Annotated in this window: 13 protein-coding genes and 2 pseudogenes; 11 read left to right on the top strand and 4 right to left on the bottom strand. The window is 70.7% G+C overall.

The features are described from left to right. Positions 1–102 precede the first annotated feature (102 nt). Positions 103–701 (top strand): annotated as a pseudogene (locus ACIQM0_RS15485) (hypothetical protein). Positions 702–1,187: 486 nt separating this feature from the next. Further along, complete coding sequence (locus ACIQM0_RS15480) at positions 1,188–1,712, top strand: SRPBCC family protein (protein ID WP_401286420.1); 525 nt, start codon at positions 1,188–1,190, stop codon at positions 1,710–1,712. Between the two features lie 16 nt (positions 1,713–1,728). Here ACIQM0_RS15480 and ACIQM0_RS15475 read toward each other — a convergent pair whose 3' ends face one another. Then, positions 1,729–2,583 carry a pentapeptide repeat-containing protein gene (locus ACIQM0_RS15475; RefSeq protein ID WP_401286419.1) on the bottom strand — a complete coding sequence of 285 codons (855 nt, stop codon included), beginning with the start codon at positions 2,581–2,583 and terminating at the stop codon, positions 1,729–1,731. Positions 2,584–2,816: 233 nt separating this feature from the next. Here ACIQM0_RS15475 and ACIQM0_RS15470 point away from each other — a divergent pair, with 233 nt between their 5' ends. From ACIQM0_RS15470 to ACIQM0_RS15435, 8 genes and pseudogenes are all read left to right on the top strand, one after another. After that, positions 2,817–4,190: an FAD-binding oxidoreductase gene (locus ACIQM0_RS15470; protein ID WP_401286418.1), complete on the top strand. Its 1,374-nt coding sequence runs from the start codon at positions 2,817–2,819 to the stop codon at positions 4,188–4,190. Between the two features lie 82 nt (positions 4,191–4,272). Beyond that, positions 4,273–4,755 (top strand): hypothetical protein, encoded by a 483-nt coding sequence (locus ACIQM0_RS15465; protein ID WP_401286417.1) that lies wholly within the window; start codon positions 4,273–4,275, stop codon positions 4,753–4,755. Between the two features lie 174 nt (positions 4,756–4,929). Next, positions 4,930–5,422: pseudogene (locus ACIQM0_RS15460) on the top strand (SDR family NAD(P)-dependent oxidoreductase); the annotation flags it as partial. A gap of 127 nt (positions 5,423–5,549) precedes the next feature. After that, positions 5,550–5,777, top strand: coding sequence for a hypothetical protein (locus ACIQM0_RS15455; protein ID WP_401286416.1), 228 nt, complete (start codon positions 5,550–5,552; stop codon positions 5,775–5,777). A 391-nt stretch (positions 5,778–6,168) separates the two neighbouring features. After that, positions 6,169–7,335, top strand: a complete 1,167-nt coding sequence (rhaI, locus tag ACIQM0_RS15450) for an L-rhamnose isomerase (RefSeq protein WP_401286415.1) — start codon at positions 6,169–6,171, stop codon at positions 7,333–7,335. A gap of 58 nt (positions 7,336–7,393) precedes the next feature. Beyond that, positions 7,394–9,439, top strand: a complete 2,046-nt coding sequence (locus ACIQM0_RS15445; RefSeq protein ID WP_401286414.1) for a bifunctional aldolase/short-chain dehydrogenase — start codon at positions 7,394–7,396, stop codon at positions 9,437–9,439. A 16-nt stretch (positions 9,440–9,455) separates the two neighbouring features. Further along, the gene (locus ACIQM0_RS15440) at positions 9,456–10,964 is read left to right on the top strand and encodes a rhamnulokinase family protein (protein WP_401286413.1); all 1,509 of its coding nucleotides are present in this window, start codon (positions 9,456–9,458) and stop codon (positions 10,962–10,964) included. 104 nt (positions 10,965–11,068) lie between these two features. After that, complete coding sequence (locus ACIQM0_RS15435) at positions 11,069–12,532, top strand: arabinose isomerase (protein ID WP_401286412.1); 1,464 nt, start codon at positions 11,069–11,071, stop codon at positions 12,530–12,532. Positions 12,533–12,545: 13 nt separating this feature from the next. Here the strand turns inward: ACIQM0_RS15435 and ACIQM0_RS15430 are convergent, their stop codons facing one another. Further along, entirely contained in the window at positions 12,546–13,619 is a 1,074-nt protein-coding gene (locus tag ACIQM0_RS15430) for an enoyl-CoA hydratase/isomerase family protein (RefSeq protein ID WP_401286411.1), read from the bottom strand. A gap of 229 nt (positions 13,620–13,848) precedes the next feature. On the opposite strand from ACIQM0_RS15430, the gene ACIQM0_RS15425 reads away from it, so the two are divergent. Next, entirely contained in the window at positions 13,849–16,050 is a 2,202-nt protein-coding gene (locus tag ACIQM0_RS15425; RefSeq protein WP_401286410.1) for a SpoIIE family protein phosphatase, read from the top strand. Between the two features lie 86 nt (positions 16,051–16,136). Here the strand turns inward: ACIQM0_RS15425 and ACIQM0_RS15420 are convergent, their stop codons facing one another. Both ACIQM0_RS15420 and ACIQM0_RS15415 read right to left on the bottom strand, forming a co-directional pair. Then, positions 16,137–16,775 (bottom strand): LAETG motif-containing sortase-dependent surface protein, encoded by a 639-nt coding sequence (locus ACIQM0_RS15420; protein ID WP_401286409.1) that lies wholly within the window; start codon positions 16,773–16,775, stop codon positions 16,137–16,139. 302 nt (positions 16,776–17,077) lie between these two features. After that, on the bottom strand, positions 17,078–17,566 hold the full coding sequence (locus ACIQM0_RS15415) for a GNAT family N-acetyltransferase (protein WP_401286408.1): 489 nt from the start codon (positions 17,564–17,566) through the stop codon (positions 17,078–17,080). Between the last annotated feature and the right edge of the window lie 39 nt (positions 17,567–17,605).

Genomic DNA, 17,605 nt, shown 5'->3' with positions numbered 1-17,605 from the left:
TTCTCGATCAGGGAGGCGTTCTCGGTACCGCGATGTTCTCAACCCGGGTGCGGGGCCACCGGGAGCGTTCTGTCAGCGCTGTGACCGAGATGGTTCGACGGGTTGGCGGATCCGCCGGTTCAAGAAATCGGCCTGTCGTGCCTCGACCCTCGGTGGGCGGAAGGCCCGTCTCCGCCTGCTGGGCGATGACGACAAGGACTTCGTCATCCATGCGGCTTCCACCCGCCCGCGCACCAAGGCCTGGAAGGAGTCCACCGCCCCCGAGCGCGACACCAAGGTCCACCGCATCGCATACGTCCTGGAGCACTTCCCCGACCGCGCTTTCGCCTTCGGCGAGTCGGCCCGCTGGGCATCCGCCCCACCGCCGGGTCCTGCTGGGCAAGGCAGAACCGGGCCGACCGCATCCCGGCGACCTACCCCCGCACCCACGGCGTCACCTACTTCCACGGCTGCTGCTCGATCGGCGACGACACCCTGTGGGGCGTCAACCACCGCGACGAAGGCGCCGCGAACTCCCTGGCCGCCCTGAAGCCGATCCGCGCCGCCCGCCCAGACGGCGCACCCATCCACATGCCTCCCTGCGCCGGCGCAACGCCAACGCCCGCCACCCCGACATCCTGGCCACGCAGCGCGAGCGTGCCCGAATCCGCAGCGGGAAAGGCCTCCTCCGGGGCGGAGCATCCGTCGCCCCGGCAGCGTGAGAGACGGGTTGCCGTCACCCCGGACCACCGGCACAGCCGGGAGCACCCGACGAAACTCGACGGTCATCGCGTCACCAGGATCGACGGCGATCACGTCAGCACCTCGCTCGCGCAGGAGCCTGGTCGAAATTCCCGTGCCCGCACCGATGTCCGCGACGCGGACATCCGCCAGCGAACGGCTCAGGAACTCCTCAACGGCGTCGAGAAGCGCGGGCGGACACGAAGGGCGGCTCGCCTCCTACTGGGCGGCCGCCGAGCTGAACGAGAGGGCACGTGAGCCGGCGGTCATCTCCTCATCATCGTTCCCTGACCCGGCGTTGGGCACCGAGCACTCATGCCGGTGATCGTTTCCGGTCAGAGCACGAGCGCCCGCCGCCACGGCCTATGTGACCGGTGAGTAGGGTGTGGGATCCGGGAGCCCGTCGGCCGTGCGGTCGGCCCGACGCCCGGTGGTTGCCGGAGTCGGCCGCGGATCGGAAGTGCTTCATGCCCCGCACCATGTCCGTGTCGGACGGCATCGTGGTTCTCGCCTCCCCTGCGGCCGTGTACGAGCAGCTCAGCGACCCGACCGCGATGGGGCGCTGGAGTCCGGAGAACCGGGGCGCGAGGGTGCTCGGGGAGCGGCGGGACGCGTACGTCGGCATGGTCTTCGAGGGCCGCAACAAGCGTGGGCGGATGCGCTGGACGACGCGGTGCACGGTGACCGCGGCCGATCCGGGCGAGCGGTTCGCCTTCCGGGTCCACGCGATCGGTGCGCGGCGGCCGCGGCTTCCCGGCGCGATCGCCACGTGGGAGTACCGGTTCGAGGCCGTGGACGGTGGCACACGGGTCACCGAGACCTGGACCGACGACCGCCGAAGCTGGCCGGACTTCCTGGCCAACGCCTTCGACAAGGTAGCCACCCGGGGACACACGTTCGCCGAGTTCCAGCGCGGCAACATCCGCACCACGCTTCAGCAGCTGAAGGCAGCACTGGAGGCCCCACTGAACGGGGACGCGCCCCGGGCCTGATTTTCGGCCGCCGCCCTCAACGCTCCCAGTGCGCGGGGCGGCTGAGTGCCCCAGGGAGCCGGGTGGCGCCGTTTCCCCGGGCGGCGTTCAGCTGTGACTGCGTCAGGAAGAGCGCTCCGGTCAGGTCGGTACCGGACAGGTCCGCGTCCCGGAAGTCCGCGCCGATGAGGTCGGCGAGCCGGAGATCGGCGCCTGTGAGGTCCGCCGCGATGAGGTAGGCACCGCGCAGGTCGGCGCCGCGCAGATCCGCTCCCCTGAGGCGGGCCCCGATCAGGTCGGCGCCGCGGTGGTTGCGCTTCTTCTTGCGGGGAGCGCCGGCCCGTACGAGTTCGCTGGTGCGCGAGAGCAGGGCGGCGACCTCGTCCCGGTGTGCCGCGACGTCCAGGTCGGCGAAGGCGTCGGCGTCGAGGTGGGTGAGGCGCTCGGTCGCGTCGAGGAGGCGGCCGATCTCGCCGTGGAGGGGACGGGCCGGCGCCAGTTCGGCCGCCTCCGTCAGGTACCAGAGCAGCTCGTGCAGCTGACGCATGACCGGGAAGACCTGGAACATCTGCTGGGCGCTCTCCGGGGCCGCGCGCCAGTCCTGTCCGCCGAAGGTCTCCCCGGAGACCTTCTGGCCGGCGCCGAAGCAGTCGTACACGGTGCAGCCCGGAAAGCCCTCGGTGCGCAGCCGGGTGTGGATGCCGCAGCGGAAGTCGTCCTGAAGGTTGCGGCAGGGTTTCCCGGCGTCCTTGTTGATGGCGAAGTCCGCGGACCGGGTCAGGGTGAGCGCGACACAGCACAGGCCGAAACAGTTCCCGCAGTCGGCGCGCAGGCCGACGCGGCCGGCGCTGTCCGCGTGGTCGGTGCCGGGGGCTCGGTCGTTATCGGGCACGGTGCCTGCATCCTCCGGTGGGCGGGGTTCATGAGCGACTGCGACTGAGCCTACCGAGCTTCACCGCGGGCCCGATCCACGTGGTGTCCTTCGCCAAGGGTCCTGCCGGGCCGGGCACCGCGACAGAGCCTCCGGAAGCCGAAACGGAGGCAGAACGGGGGGCCTGTCCCACGGACCGGCCGCTCCGCGCGACAATGGTGGGTAATACATCTTTATGGGAGGTGGCCACCATCGTGGCGAACGCACCAGTCGACAGCATCCCGGCCCGGCGGGTACTGACCGATCCGGCGGGCCTGGCCCGGTACCAGCACGACGAGGCCGAGTGGGCTCCGTACGGGATGCCGCTCGCAGTGGTCCGCCCGCAGGGCACCGACGAGGTGCGGGACGTGGTGCGCCACTGCGTCGCCCACCGCATTCCGCTGGTGCCGCGCGGCGCGGGGACCGGTCTGTCCGGCGGCGCGAACGCCATCGACGGGGCGGTCATCCTGTCGTTCGAGGACATGAACCGGATCGTCGACATCGACGCGGCCGAGCGGCTGGCAGTGGTCCAGCCCGGTGTGGTCAACGACGATCTCCGGGCGGCCTGTGCGGAGCACGGGCTCTGGTACCCGCCGGATCCTGCCAGTTCACCGTGGTCCACCATCGGCGGGAACGTCGCGACCAACGCCGGGGGCATGTGCTGCGTCAAGTACGGGGTGACGCGCGACTACGTGCTGGGCCTCGAGGTCGTCAACGGGCTCGGCGAAGTCGTCTCGCTGGGCCGCCGTACCGCCAAAGGCGTGGCGGGATACGACCTGGCCGGGCTGCTGGTGGGCTCCGAGGGCACGCTCGGAGTGATCACGGAGGTCACCGTGCGCCTGCGTCCGGCACGGCTCCAGGAACGCACGGTGGCGGGCTACTTCTCGTCGGTGGTCGCCGCGGGTGAGGCGGTGAGTGCCGTGACGGCGTCCGGCGTCATCCCGTCCGCGCTCGAACTGGTCGACCGGCACTGTCTCGCCGCCGTGGACGCCTGGAAGAAGATGGGGCTGTCCGCGGACGCGGACGTGGTGCTGCTCGGCCGGGTCGACACTCCCGGGGCCGAGGGTGACGCCGAGGCCGAACTGATCCGGGAGTGCTTCGACCGGGCCGGCGCGAGCTGGGCGGCGGTCTCCACCGACCAGCAGGAGGCCGATGCCCTGTTCCAGGCCCGGCGGCTGGCCTATCCGGCACTGGAGCGGCTCGGCCCGGTCCTGACCGAGGACGTGTGCGTACCGCGGACCGCGGTTCCGGAGATGCTGGCGCGGATCGAGCGGACGGCGGCCCGGCACGACATCCTGATCGCCAACATCGCCCATGCCGGCGACGGCAATCTGCACCCCCTGATCATCACGCCGCCGGGTGACGAAGCCGCACGCGCCCGCGCCCAGTCGGCCTTCGAGGACATCCTGGACGACGCGATCGCGCTCGGCGGCACGGTCACGGGCGAGCACGGGGTCGGGCTGCTGAAGATGCGCGGCATGGACAAGGAACTGGGACCCGCGGTGCTCGCCATGCATCACGCGGTGAAGGCGGCGCTCGATCCGCACGGCATCCTGAACCCGGGCAAGGTGCTCGGGAGCCGCGTCTGACCTCGCCGTCCGTGTGCGGGGCCCGTTGTCAGTGGGGCGGCGCACACTGGCAGCAAGTGCGTACGGGCGGAAGGGGAGGCGGATGAGCGCCGAGGAGGAGACCGGTTTCGAACCGGCCACCGGGGAGGGTCCGTCACCCCCGGGCCCGGCCGCGAGGCGCGCCGCCGCGGTGCGGACCGCGTTCGCCGGGATGGTGCAGATACGGCGGCTGACCAACACCGGTCACCCGGCCCCGGAGTCTGTGCCGGCCCCGTGGGAACTGCACCGGCCGGTACGGGCCGTCGCCCTCGCGCTTGAGGCATCGGGCCTGTCCGCGTCGGCCGTTGACGCGTCGGGGCGGCGCACGGCGACCGGGTACCGGGTGGAGGCCGGCACGGCGCCGGGCACCGTACGGGTCGAGTGGCTCGGGCCTCCCGGCAGCGGGGCGGCGCACGAGGAGGACGCCGAACTGACCCGGTGCGCGGCGGTGCTGCGGAAATCGGGCTGGACCGCACTGCTGTACCGGGGGCCGCGCCGCCGAAGATTCCTGGAGGTCGAACCACCGGCCGGTGCGCGCCGCCCGTAGCGCCCGCTACCGAGCTCGTGCCGGGTCGGCGGGGCGCCCCGACCCGCCATGCCCGGCACGCGCACGCGCCGCGTTGACACCAGTCGTCCACGTCCACGTGCGTTCCGTACGGGAATGATCCCCGCCTTGCGAGCGCACTCACCCGACGCCGTGGGCCCGGTCTCGCCATTTTTCTCGGGCTGCAGCGCCGAGCGCGCCAAGGAGGTCGTCGAGGGGATCCGCGCGCGGCGGGCGCGCCGAGTCCGTGCGGGCCGATCTGGACGGAAGCGCCGCTGCCTCGCAGGCACTGGCGCAGGAGGCGACCCGGGTCCTCGGCGGCCGGATCGACGTCCTGGTCAACAACGCCGGCGTCTATCCCCGCAGCACCACGGCGACCGTTGACGAGAAGACCTTCGACCGGGTCTACGCGGTCAACGTGAAGGCTCCGTTCTTCCTGACCGCGCCCGTCGCACCCGCCATGGTCGACAGTGGCGGCGGAGCGATCATCAACCTGGGCTCCTGGATCGCACGACTGGGCATTCCCGGCGCCCTCCACAGCTCCACCAAGGGAGCCATGGAGACCCTGATCCGGGCCTGGGCGGCGGAGTTCGGGCCGCAGGGTGTTCGGGTGAACGCGATCTCCCCGGGCGTGATGCAGACGTCCGCCCCCGGAGAGGTCCACCCCGCGCGTCCGGACCCACGACACCACCCGCCAAAGCATTGCCAGAGCCTCACCCCGCGCCGTCGCACCGCAGTCTTGTCAGACCCATGGGGGATGCTTGTGGATCCGACACCTCTGACATGGAGATGCTGAGATGCGCAATGACGAACTCGCCGCGGCGCAGGCGTACGTCCGTTTACTGGAGGCCACCCGGGCTGTCCTCTCCGACCCGGATGACGCCCCTCTGTACATGCCCTTGCTCGCCGCCCCGATCGAGGAGGCCGACGGCGCGCTGCGGCGGGCCGGGTTCTCGGGCAACGAGTCCCAGTTCTTCGAACTCGTCCGGTCGCTCCAGCCGAGCATGTCGGGCAGCGGACACTGAAGTGTGCGGGCGGGCGGGCCACGGGAGCGACTTCGGGCCCCGGAGCCGCTCTGCGGCCGACGGGTACCTGGTCGAGGACGCCCGCAGCGACGACCGCACCGCCTTCTAGTTTCCGGCGGAGACCACGTGGCGAAGGCCGCCTGACCTGACTTGGCCGCCCCACGCGGCGGAGGCCGCCTGACCCGATCGGGTCGGCCCGAGAAGTACCTCGGGCCCGCCCGGTCCGTCTTCGGCCGGGTCGCCCCGATCCGTGGTGAATTGATTCAAACCCAGAAGAAGACTGGCTAGCTGCTTGACTAGTCGCTGGCGCCAAACCTAGCGTACGTTCCAGATGAAACGATTCACATCCTGACGGCTCCGGTCGCCGGATGACTCTGCTTACGAGGTGTTCATGTCTGATGTGTCGGCCGTCAAGGCAGCCCTGAAGTCTCAGGTGATCGAGACTCCTTCGTGGGGTTACGGCAACTCCGGGACCCGTTTCAAGGTGTTCGCGCAGCCGGGCGTGCCGCGCGATCCGTTCGAGAAGATGGAGGACGCGGCGCAGGTGCACGCGTTCACCGGGGTCGCACCGAAGGTGTCGCTGCACATTCCCTGGGACAAGGTGGCGGACTACGCCGCACTGACCCGGCACGCCGAGAGCCTGGGGCTGCGGATCGGCGCGATCAACTCCAATGTCTTCCAGGACGACGCCTTCAAGCTGGGATCCGTCACCCACCCCGAGGCGGCGGTGCGGCGCAAGGCGACCGATCATCTGCTGGAGTGCGTCGACGTCATGGACGAGACCGGCTCGCCCGATCTCAAGCTCTGGTTCTCCGACGGCACCAACTACCCGGGCCAGGACGACATCGTTGCCCGCCAGGACAGGCTGTCGGAAGCCCTGGCGGAGGTGTACGAGCGGCTGGGCGACGACCAGCGGCTGCTGCTGGAGTACAAGCTCTTCGAGCCGGCGTTCTACACCACGGACGTGCCGGACTGGGGCACGGCCTACGCGCACTGTCTGAAGCTCGGCCCGAAGGCCCAGGTGGTCGTGGACACCGGGCACCACGCACCGGGCACGAACATCGAGTTCATCGTGGCGATCCTGCTGCGGGAGGGAAAGCTCGGCGCGTTCGACTTCAACTCCCGCTTCTACGCAGACGACGATCTGATGGCCGGTGCCGCCGACCCCTTCCAGCTCTTCCGGATCATGCACGAGGTGGTCAAGAACGGCGGTCTCAGGTCCGAGACCAACGTCAACTTCATGCTGGACCAGTGCCACAACATCGAGGCGAAGATCCCGGCGGTGATCCGGTCGGTCGCCAATGTGCAGGAGGCGACCGCCAAGGCGTTGCTGGTCGACGGGGACGCGCTCGGCGCCGCCCAGAAGTCGGGCGACGTACTCGCCTCGAACGCCGTCCTGATGGACGCATACAACACGGATGTGCGGCCGCTGCTCGCAGAGGTGCGTGAGGAACAGGGTCTGTCCCGTGACCCGTTCGCCGCCTACCTCGCCTCCGGCAACCAGGAACGCATCGCCGCCGCCCGGGTGGGCGGCACGCAGGCCGGCTGGGGCGCCTGAAGCCGTCCGTACGTCCCTCTTGCCGTCCCACGCACCTCTCACCCCGAAGGAAACCCTTATGACGTCCGCGACGCACCCCGAGGTCGCAGCGCTCCTGGAGCGCGCGCACCGGATCGGCTCCGACCCCCGCAACACCAACTACGCCGGTGGCAACACGTCGGTGAAGGCCGTCGGCGCCGACCCGGTCACCGGTGGCGGGACGGAGCTGCTCTGGGTCAAGGGTTCCGGGGGTGACCTCGGCACCCTGACGGAGCCGGGTCTCGCCGTGCTCCGCCTGGACCGGGTCCGTGCCCTCAAGGATGTGTACCCGGGCGTCGAACGCGAGGACGAGATGGTGGCGGCCTTCGACTTCTGCCTGCACGGCAAGGGCGGTGCCGCGCCGTCCATCGACACCGCCATGCACGCCCTGGTAGAGGCGGCGCACGTCGACCACTTGCATCCGGATTCGGGGATCGCGCTGGCGTGCGCGGCCGAAGGCGAGAAGCTGACCGCCGAGTGCTTCGGTGACAAGGTGGCCTGGGTGGGCTGGCGTCGGCCGGGGTTCCAGCTCGGTCTGGACATCGCGGCCGTCAAGGAGGCCAACCCGCAGGCGGTCGGCGTGATTCTGGGCGGTCACGGAATCACCGCCTGGGGCGAGACGTCCGACGCGTGCGAACAGAACGCACTGTGGATGATCCGCGCCGCCGAGACGTTCCTGAAGGATCACGGCAGGGCCGAGCCCTTCGGCCCCGTACTGCCCGACCGGGTGGCACCGGCCGCAGAGCTGCGCCGCGAGCGAGCAGCGGCTCTCGCCCCGTTGATCCGCGGTCTGGCGTCCACGGACCGCCCCCAGGTGGGTCATTTCACCGACGCCGAGCCGGTGCTCGATTTCCTTTCCCGCGCCGAGCATCCGCGCCTCGCCGCGCTGGGCACCTCGTGCCCGGACCACTTCCTCCGTACGAAGGTCAGCCCGCTGGTCCTCGACCTTCCCGCGGACGCGCCGGTGGCCGAGGCCGGGGCGCGGCTGAAGGAGCTGCACCAGGAGTACCGCGAGGCGTACCGCGCGTACTACGAGCGGCACGCCGTCCCCGGCTCCCCCGCCATGCGCGGTGCGGATCCGGCGATTGTGCTGGTGCCCGGGGTGGGCATGTTCTCCTTCGGGAAGGACAAGCAGACCGCCCGTGTCGCCGGGGAGTTCTACCTCAATGCCATCAACGTGATGCGTGGCGCGGAGGCCGTCTCCTCGTACGCGCCGATCGAGGAGTCCGAGAAGTTCCGGATCGAGTACTGGGACCTGGAGGAGGCCAAGCTGCGCCGGATGCCGAAGCCGAAGCCGCTGGCCACCCGGGTCGCGCTGGTGACCGGTGCGGGATCGGGCATCGGGAAGGCCATCGCGCACCGGCTGGCCGCCGAGGGCGCGTGTGTGGTCGTCGCGGACATGAACGCGGAGAACGCCGCCGCGGTCGCCCGGGATATCGGCGGGGCCGACCGGGCGGTCGCGGTGACGGTCGACGTCACCAGTGAGGAGCAGATCGCCGAGGCGTTCAGGGCCGCCGTGCTCGCCTTCGGCGGTGTGGACCTCGTCGTCAACAACGCGGGGATCTCCATTTCCAAGCCGCTGCTGGAGACGACGGCGCACGACTGGGATCTGCAGCACGACATCATGGCGCGCGGCTCCTTCCTCGTGTCACGGGAGGCCGCCCGGGTGATGCTGGCTCAGGATCTCGGCGGCGACATCATCTACATCGCTTCCAAGAACGCCGTGTTCGCGGGTCCGAACAACATCGCGTACTCGGCGACCAAGGCCGACCAGGCCCATCAGGTGCGGCTGCTGGCGGCGGAGCTGGGCGAGCACGGGATCCGGGTGAACGGCATCAACCCGGACGGTGTGGTGCGCGGCTCGGGGATCTTCGCCGCCGGCTGGGGCGCGCAGCGGGCTGCGACGTACGGCATCGAGGAGGAGAAGCTCGGCGAGTTCTACGCGCGGCGGACACTGCTCAAGCGCGAGGTGCTGCCCGAGCATGTCGCCAATGCCGTGTTCGCGCTGACCGGCGGCGACCTCACGCACACGACCGGTCTGCACATCCCTGTCGACGCCGGTGTGGCGGCGGCCTTCCTGCGATGACCCGGACACGATCGCCATGGCTGTGAACTCATTCGACCACCCGGCCGGCGACGCCGTCTTCGCCGCCGTGGACCTCGGTGCCACCAGCGGCCGGGTGATGACGGGCCGGGTCGGTCCCGGGACGCTGGTGCTGAGCGAGGCGCACCGGTTCACCAACATACCGGTGCGGCTGCCGGACGGGCTCCGCTGGGACGTACTGGCCCTGTACCAGGGGATGCTGGACGGGCTGCGGGCGGCCGGGCGCAGTGGTCCGGTCGCTTCCATCGGCATCGACACCTGGGCGGTGGACTACGGTCTGCTGGATGCCGACGGGGCGCTGCTCGGGGTGCCGTTCCACTACCGGGACGGGCGCAACAGCGGGATGTCGGAGGGGCTGCCGGACGGCTGCGGCGCGGCGGAGCTGTATGCGGTCAGCGGGCTGCAGTATCTGCCGTTCAACACGGTGTTCCAGCTGCTGGCCCACCGGTCCACCGCCCAGTGGGAGGCGGCGCGGACGCTGCTGCTGATGCCGGATCTGCTGGTGCACTGGCTGACGGGGTCGGTGGGTGCGGAGATCACGAACGCGTCGACGACCGGTCTGTTCGATGCCCGCCTCGGTGACTGGTCGGACGAGCTGATCGGGCGGCTGGGTCTGGCGCGCTCGCTCTTTCCGCCGCTGCGCGATCCGGGCGATCCGGCGGGGACACTGCTGGCGCACGTCGCCGAGGCCACCGGTCTGCCGATCGGGACCCCGGTGACCACCGTCGCCTCGCACGACACGGCGTCGGCGGTCGTGGCGGTGCCCGCGACGGAGCCGGATTTCGCCTACGTCTCGTGCGGCACCTGGTCGCTGGCCGGTCTGGAACTGGACGCTCCCGTGCTGTCCGAGGAGTCCCGGGCGTCGAACTTCACCAACGAGCGCGGGGTCGACGGCACCGTCCGATACCTCCGCAACATCATGGGCATGTGGCTGCTGGAGGAGTGCCGCCGGGCGTGGGACCGCGAGGGCCCGGTCCGCGGTCTGGCGGGGCTGCTGAGGGACGCGGCCGCGTCGGATCCGTTCGCCGCGGTGATCGACCCCGATGACGAGGCCTTCCTCGCGCCGGACGACATGCCGTCCCGGATCGACGCGTATCTGCTGCGGACGGGTCAGACGCCTCCGAGGAGCCCCGGGGCGTACGTGCGGTGTGTGCTGGAGAGCCTGGCACTGGCCCATCGCCGGACGTTGCGGCGGGCCGCGGAGCTGGCGGGGCGCGAGCCGACACGGATCCATCTGGTCGGCGGCGGCTCGCGCAACGAGCTGCTGTGCCAGTGGACGGCGGACGCGAGCGGGCTGCCGGTGACGGCGGGGCCCGCCGAGGCCACGGCGCTCGGCAACATCCTGCTGCAGGCCCGCGCCCACGGCCTGGTGGGCGACCTCGCCGAGGTGCGCCGGCTGGTCGCCCGTACGCAGGAGTTGCGGCACTACGAACCGCGGGGAAACGGGCAGCACTGGGACCGCGCTGAGGCCCGGCTCAGCCCGGGGCCGGTCCCGGCGGATGCCTGACCGGCCCCCACGGACCGGACCACTCCCGGTTCGGGCCTCCGCCGGGCCGGACCGCTGAGAGCCGGACCGGACCGAGGAACGCTTACGAGAAAGGGCAGTAACTGATGTCTGACGACCGCGCCGCCGACCCCGGCAGTCCCCTTGTACGGACGTCGCGCCGCCGAACCCGGGTGGGCCTGGTCTCGGGCGGGCTCGGTGCGTACTGGCCGCAGTTCCACGGCCTTCTCGATCAACTGCGGGAGTCGGCCCGGTTCGTGACCGCACGGTTCGAGGAGATGGGCTGCGAGGTGGTCGACGCGGGTTTCGTCTCCGATCCGCAGGAATCGGCCAGGGCCGCGGAGCAGTTGCGCCGGGCCGACTGCGATCTGGTGGTGACGTTCCTGACGACGTACCTCACCGCGTCGATGGTGCTGCCGATCGCCCAGCGCACCCATACACCGGTGCTGGTGATCGACCTCCAGCCGACCGAGGCCATGGACCATCCGAACACCGGCACGGGCGAGTGGCTGGCGTACTGCGGTCAGTGCCCGCTGCCGGAGGTCGCCAATGTGTTCCGGCGCAGCGGCATCCCGTTCCGCTCGGTCTCCGGCCATCTGCGTGACGAGAACGCCTGGGGCAGGATCCGGCGGTGGATCTCGGCCGCCGGCGTACGCGGGGCCCTGCGTCACGGCCGCCATGGGCTGATGGGGCACCTGTACCCGGGCATGCTCGACGTATCGACCGACATGACGCTGGTCTCCACGCAGTTCGGCGGTCATGTCGAGGTCCTGGAGTTCGACGACCTGCGGGTCAGGGTCACGGCCGTCACGGACGGGGAGACCGCGGAACGGGTGGCGCTGGCCCGCGAGGTCTTCACCCTGGACGGTTCCGTCGACGAGGGCGACCTCGCCTGGGCGGCCAGGGTCTCGGTGGGTCTCGACCGGCTGGTGGAGGATTTCGCACTCGACAGCCTCGCCTACTACCACCGGGGGCTGGAGGGCGAGACGCACGAACGGCTGGGCGCAGGCATGATCCTGGGCGCCTCGCTGCTGACCGCCCGCGGGGTGCCGATGGCCGGTGAGTACGAGCTGCGCACCAGCCTCGCCATGCTGGTCGCCGACACGATGGGGGCGGGCGGTTCGTTCACCGAGTTGCAGGCGCTCAACTTCCGCGACCGGGTCGTGGAGATGGGGCACGACGGCCCCGCCCACCTGGCCATCAGCGCGAAGGACCCGCTGCTGCGCGGTCTGGGTGTGTACCACGGCAAGCGGGGCTGGGGCGTCAGCGTCGAATTCGACGTCGTCCACGGGCCGGTCACCACCTTCGGGATCGGTCAGGAGGCCGACGGCTCGTTCGTTCTGATCGCGTCCGAGGGGGAGGTCGTGCCCGGTCCCCTGCTGGAGATCGGCAACACGACCTCCCGGGTCGATTTCGGCTTCGATCCCGGCGAGTGGACCGATGCCTGGTCCGCCACGGGCATCGGTCACCACTGGGCGCTGTGCACCGGCCACCGCGCCGGGGACTTCCGGGCCGTCGCGGACCTGCTGGGCATCGCGTTCCGTACCGTGACCGGGCCGAACGCCCTCTGACCCGAGCGGCGCCTCAGCGAGCCGCAGGGGCTCCGGGGCCGAGACCGAGTTCGCCGTCACCCAGCGGTGCGAAGAACCGCGCCACGTCCGCCTCGGTGACCTCGGCGAGTTCGGCGGGGTTCCACAGCGGATCACGGTCCTTGTCGACGATCTGGGCTCGTACGCCCTCCACCATGTCGGGCCGGGTGAAGGCGGTGGACGAGACGCGAAACTCCTGGTCGAGGACAGCTTCCAGACGGTCGAGGCGCCGGGCCCTGCGGACGGCCTCCAGCGTCACCTTGAGTGAGGTCGGTGACTTCGCCAGGATCGTCACCGAAGCCTCCTTCGCCGCAGGCACCCCGTGGTCGGCGAGGCGCTCGACGATCTCCTCGACGGTGCCGGCGCCGTAGCAGGCATCGATCCAGTCGCGCTGTGCGGCCAGCCGGCCGCCGGGAGCCGCGACGGCGTACCGCTCCACCGTGGCGGCGATGTCCGCGGGCGTGGCGCAGGCATCCAGAGCTGTGATCAGGCCGGGAAGCTCTCGCGAGGGAACGAAGTGGTCGGCGAGCCGGCAGAGCAGGGCGTCCGCCGCGCCGACGGCATCCCCGGTGAGCGCCAGGTGTGTACCGAGCTCGCCGGGCGCCCTGCCCAGCAGGTAGGTGCCGCCCACGTCCGGGACGAATCCGATGCCGGTCTCGGGCATCGCGATGCGCGAACGCTCCGTGACGATCCGGACCGAGCCGTGGGCCGAGACACCGACACCGCCGCCCATCACGATGCCGTCCATGATCGCGACGTACGGCTTGGGGAACCGCGCGATACGGGCGTTGAGCCGGTACTCGTCGCGCCAGAAGTCCCGTGCGGTCCCGCCGCCGGCCAGGGCGTCGTCGCGGATGGCGCGGATGTCACCGCCGGCGCAGAGTCCCCGCTCCCCCGCCCCCGTGAGCAGAACGGCGGCAACCGACTCGTCCCGTTCCGCCGCGTCGAGCGCTTCCGCCATGCGCAGCACCATGGTGTGGTTCAGCGCGTTCAGGGCTCGGGGCCGGTTGAGGGTGATGTGGCGGACACGCCCCTCGGTGTGCAGCAGGACGGGATCCTCGTGGTTCATACGTGCGCTCCGGTCAGCCCCAGTACGTGCCGGTCCGCCGGTCACGGACGGCCTTCCGCTGCCATTGTGCGGGGCGGCCCCGAGGCCCCGGTACGAGGGGGTGTCCCGGGCACGTGGCGGGGGCCCGGACGGCGTCCGGAGAAATCTCCGCTGTGGCAGCCGCACCCGACCGACCGGACAATTGGGTCACGCAGGACGGCAGCCCCGCCGGACGATCTTCGGAGCAGGAATGACCGATCACGACCGGCCACCGATCATCCCCGCCCGCCCCCGCACGCTGGTCGAGAAGGCGCACGTCGGCGACACCGGGACGGCGGAGCGGCTTGCCATGAACCGCACCGGGAGCTTCGAGTGGGATCTCGACGCCCGGACGCTGGACATCGACGAGGCCGGTCTGCTGGTGTTCGGCCTGGACCCGGCCGCATTCGACTCACGGCCGGAGTCCCTGGTGGAGCGGCTGGAGCCCTCGGAACGGATACGTCTCGACGAGGCGATCGAGGAGGCCGTCAAGAGCGGGCGCAGCTCGTACAGCGTCCACCTCCGGGTCCCGACCGACGAGAACAGCGAGCAGTGGACCCACATCCAGGCGCGCATTCTGCGCGGCCCCGACGGGCGGGCGCACCGGGTGATCGGGGTGGTGCGGGACGCGACGGCCGAAGTCACCCATTCGGCCTTCGTGCTGGAACTGGAAAAGCGCCGTCAGCGCCAGACCGACATTGTTGAACGCACGACGAGTGCGTTGTCGCGGGCGGTGACCGTGGACGATGTGACGGCCGCGCTGACAGGTCCGGGCGGGCTGGCCCGACTCGGCGCCGACGGGCTCGCGCTGGGTCTGCTGGACAACGCCGCGCTGAATGTCATCGCTCTGAGCGGCGAGTCCCTGGAGGTCATCGACGAGCTGGGGCAGGGCCGCCTCGACCGGAAGTTCCCGCTGGCCGACACCGTTCTCAGCGGCCGGCCACGCTTCGTGAGCTCGCTCGGCGCGCTCACCCGACGCTATCCGGTGCTGGAACCGTATACGGGGCAGCTGAAGTTCCAGGCCGCGGCCTACCTGCCGCTCGTCGCGCAGGCGCGCCCACTCGGGGTGCTGGCGCTCTTCTACCGCGAGCGCACGGCCTTCAACGCCGACGAGCGCAATCTGTGTCTGGGGCTGGCCGCCATCGTCGCCCAGTCCCTCCAGCGGGCCACGCTCTTCGACGAGGAGCGGGAATTCGCCACCGGTCTCCAGTCCACGATGCTCCCCCGGCGGATCCATGACATCGAGGGCGGAGAGATCGCCGTCCGGTACCACGCGGCGTGGAGCGGCCGTCAGGTCGGCGGTGACTGGTACGACGTGATCCCACTGCCGAGGGACCGGTTCGGCGTCGTGGTGGGCGACGTACAGGGCCATGACACGCATGCGGCCGCGATCATGGGCCAGTTGCGGATCGCGCTGCGTGCGTACGCCGGGGAGGGGCATCCGCCCTCGACGGTGCTGGCGCGGGCGTCGCGGTTCCTGGCCGAACTGGACACGGACCGGTTCGCCACCTGTACCTACGCCCAGGTCGATCTCGGCACCGGAACGGTGCGGGTGGTGCGGGCGGGTCACTTCGGTCCGCTGATCCGGCACATGGACGGCCGGGTCGGCAGCCCGCAGGTACGCGGAGGCCTGCCCCTGGGCATCTCGACCCATTTCGAGGACGAGGAGTTCCCCGAGACCCGGCTCGACCTGGTCCCCGGCGAAACGCTGGTCCTGTACACGGACGGGCTGGTCGAGGAGCCGGGCGCCGACATCGACGCGGGGGTGCGCACGCTCGTCCACGAGGTGAGCGCGGGTCCGGCGGGCGCGGAGGCGCTTGCCGATCACCTGTCGGACCGGCTCTGGGAACGCTGGGGATCGGGCGACGACGTCGCGTTGCTGGTGCTGCGCCGCAGCCCGGACCCGGGCTCGCCCCGGGCGCCCCGGCTGCATCAGTACATCCACCAGGCCGACCCGGAGGGGCTCTCCGACGCACGGACGATCGTGCGCCAGGCCCTCACCGACTGGGACATGGCCGAACTCGCGGACGATGCAGAGCTGGTGACGGGGGAACTGCTGGTGAATGTGCTGTTGCACACGGAGGGCGGAGCGGTGCTCACGCTGGAGGTGCTGCCCGAACCGGTGCGGCGGGTACGGCTGTCGGTACAAGACCGCTCCAGCGTATGGCCCAGACGCCGGACACCGGGTGAGACAGCCACCTCAGGACGGGGCCTGCTCCTCCTGGACGCCGTCGCCACGCGGTGGGGCATCGAGCCCCGCGGCGAGGGGAAGGCGGTCTGGTGCGAGATCGGCCCGGCTGCGCCGCCCACGTCCCCTCCGGTCCACCGGGACACCGGGACACCGGGACACAGCGGAACCGGTGAATCCGTCGGCCGGCAGAGGCGGCGGGCAGGTCCGGGCGGACAGCATTGAGGGGCGTGCCACCACGCCGAACGCGATGCGGCACGCCCCTCGTCCGGACCGCCGGGCACTCAACGCGCCCGGACCGCCGGACTACGTCAGTGCTGAGCGGTGCGACGCTTGCGCACGGACCACATGATGCCGCCACCGGCCAGCAGGACGGCGACAGCCGCACCACCGATGATGGGGGTGGCGGACGACGAACCGGTCTCGGCCAGGTCCGGCGAGCTCGGGCTCGGCGTGGCTGCGGCGGGCGCAGACGACGAAGCGGACTCGCTGGGGCTGTCGCTGGGGGTGTCGGTCGGGCTGGGAGTCGCCGTGGTGGGCGTCTCCGACGGCTTCGTCTCGGAAGGCGTCGGCGTCGGTGTGGGCGTCTTGCCCTCGCACACCGGCGCCTGCTTGGTGTCTTCCTTCGAGTACTGGTCGCCGTCACCGGCCTTGACGGACAGGTGCACCGTCAGAGCCTTGTCGTGCTCGGGCAGGTCGATCGTCTTGTCGAGCCCCTTACCGAAGCTCTCCGTCGGCAGCAGCTCCTTACCGTCAACGGTCACGGTCACCTGGTTGGTGACCTTGTCGTTGTAGGCGGTCAGGTGAAGGCTCACTTCGGTACAGGTCACGTCCCAGGTGGGGGTGTGAGCTGCGGCCGGGCCGGCGGTAAGTACCACGCCGGTCAGGCCGACAACCGCAGCGGCAGCGAGGGTTCCCGCGGCACGCAGCGATCTCCTGGGTATGGTCATGGATTGTTCCTCCGCAAATGTTTCATCGCCCGAATGGCGGTGGGGCGCACAGTACTGCCCCCGTCCCCCGTATGTGCACCCGCCCCACACACCATTCGACGTCACAACTGACGGCACATCGTCGCCGGTTGGGACATGCCGGACACCATCGACGGGCGTCGGCCGACCCGGCGGTGGCGCGAAGTAAGCGCATGGCACCGGACCGTATCGCTCGGGCCCCCTCCATCCCGCCGGTCGACCGAGTGAGTGAGGCAGCGAGCGATGGGGGCCAGAAGTCGGATCCGTACGCCGGATATCGGCGGTCAGAGCCGTCGGTGCATGATGTGCAGCCCCACGAACCCCTGCTTCGGGTGGTTGAAGCCCTCGGGCAGCGTGCCCAGGACCTCGAAGCCGAGCGAGCGGTAGAGCCCGACCGCAGCGGTATTCGTCTGCACCACGGCGTTGAACTGCATCGCGCGGTACCCGGCCGTGCGGGCCCAGTCGATCGTGTACTCGCACAGGGCCCGCCCCACGCCGCGTCCGGTGTGCCGGGGGTCGACCATGTAGCTGGCACTCGCGATGTGGGAGCCGTTGCCCATGTGGTTTCTGTTCATCTTCGCCGTACCCAGAATCGTCCCGTCGTCTGCGACCGCGACGACCGCACGGTTCGGCGACTTGACGAGCCACCAATCACGGGCGTCACTCTCCCCCAGGTCGAGGGGGTAGGTGAAGGTCTCGCCCGCGGAGACGATTTCGTGGAAGAACGGCCACACGGCCGGCCAGTCCCCGGTGGTTGCTTCCCTGATCAACATGGCGCAAAGACTGCCCGCTCCGACCTCCGTTCGCGAGCC

The sequence above is a fragment of the Streptomyces sp. NPDC091387 genome (assembly GCF_044756945.1).
GTDB lineage: Bacteria > Actinomycetota > Actinomycetes > Streptomycetales > Streptomycetaceae > Streptomyces.
This window is presented reverse-complemented; position numbering and strand designations above follow the sequence as displayed.

What these genes read in the sequence shown, in the direction of transcription:
- ACIQM0_RS15480 (WP_401286420.1), top strand. Translation starts at nt 1,188, where the DNA reads ATGCCCCGCACCATGTCCGTGTCGGACGGCATCGTGGTTCTCGCCTCC.
- rhaI (WP_401286415.1), top strand. Translation starts at nt 6,169, where the DNA reads ATGTCTGATGTGTCGGCCGTCAAGGCAGCCCTGAAGTCTCAGGTGATC.
- ACIQM0_RS15430 (WP_401286411.1), bottom strand. Translation starts at nt 13,619, where the DNA reads ATGAACCACGAGGATCCCGTCCTGCTGCACACCGAGGGGCGTGTCCGC.
- ACIQM0_RS15420 (WP_401286409.1), bottom strand. Translation starts at nt 16,775, where the DNA reads ATGACCATACCCAGGAGATCGCTGCGTGCCGCGGGAACCCTCGCTGCC.
- ACIQM0_RS15435 (WP_401286412.1), top strand. Translation starts at nt 11,069, where the DNA reads ATGTCTGACGACCGCGCCGCCGACCCCGGCAGTCCCCTTGTACGGACG.
- ACIQM0_RS15445 (WP_401286414.1), top strand. Translation starts at nt 7,394, where the DNA reads ATGACGTCCGCGACGCACCCCGAGGTCGCAGCGCTCCTGGAGCGCGCG.
- ACIQM0_RS15465 (WP_401286417.1), top strand. Translation starts at nt 4,273, where the DNA reads ATGAGCGCCGAGGAGGAGACCGGTTTCGAACCGGCCACCGGGGAGGGT.
- ACIQM0_RS15455 (WP_401286416.1), top strand. Translation starts at nt 5,550, where the DNA reads ATGCGCAATGACGAACTCGCCGCGGCGCAGGCGTACGTCCGTTTACTG.
- ACIQM0_RS15425 (WP_401286410.1), top strand. Translation starts at nt 13,849, where the DNA reads ATGACCGATCACGACCGGCCACCGATCATCCCCGCCCGCCCCCGCACG.
- ACIQM0_RS15440 (WP_401286413.1), top strand. Translation starts at nt 9,456, where the DNA reads ATGGCTGTGAACTCATTCGACCACCCGGCCGGCGACGCCGTCTTCGCC.
- ACIQM0_RS15415 (WP_401286408.1), bottom strand. Translation starts at nt 17,566, where the DNA reads ATGTTGATCAGGGAAGCAACCACCGGGGACTGGCCGGCCGTGTGGCCG.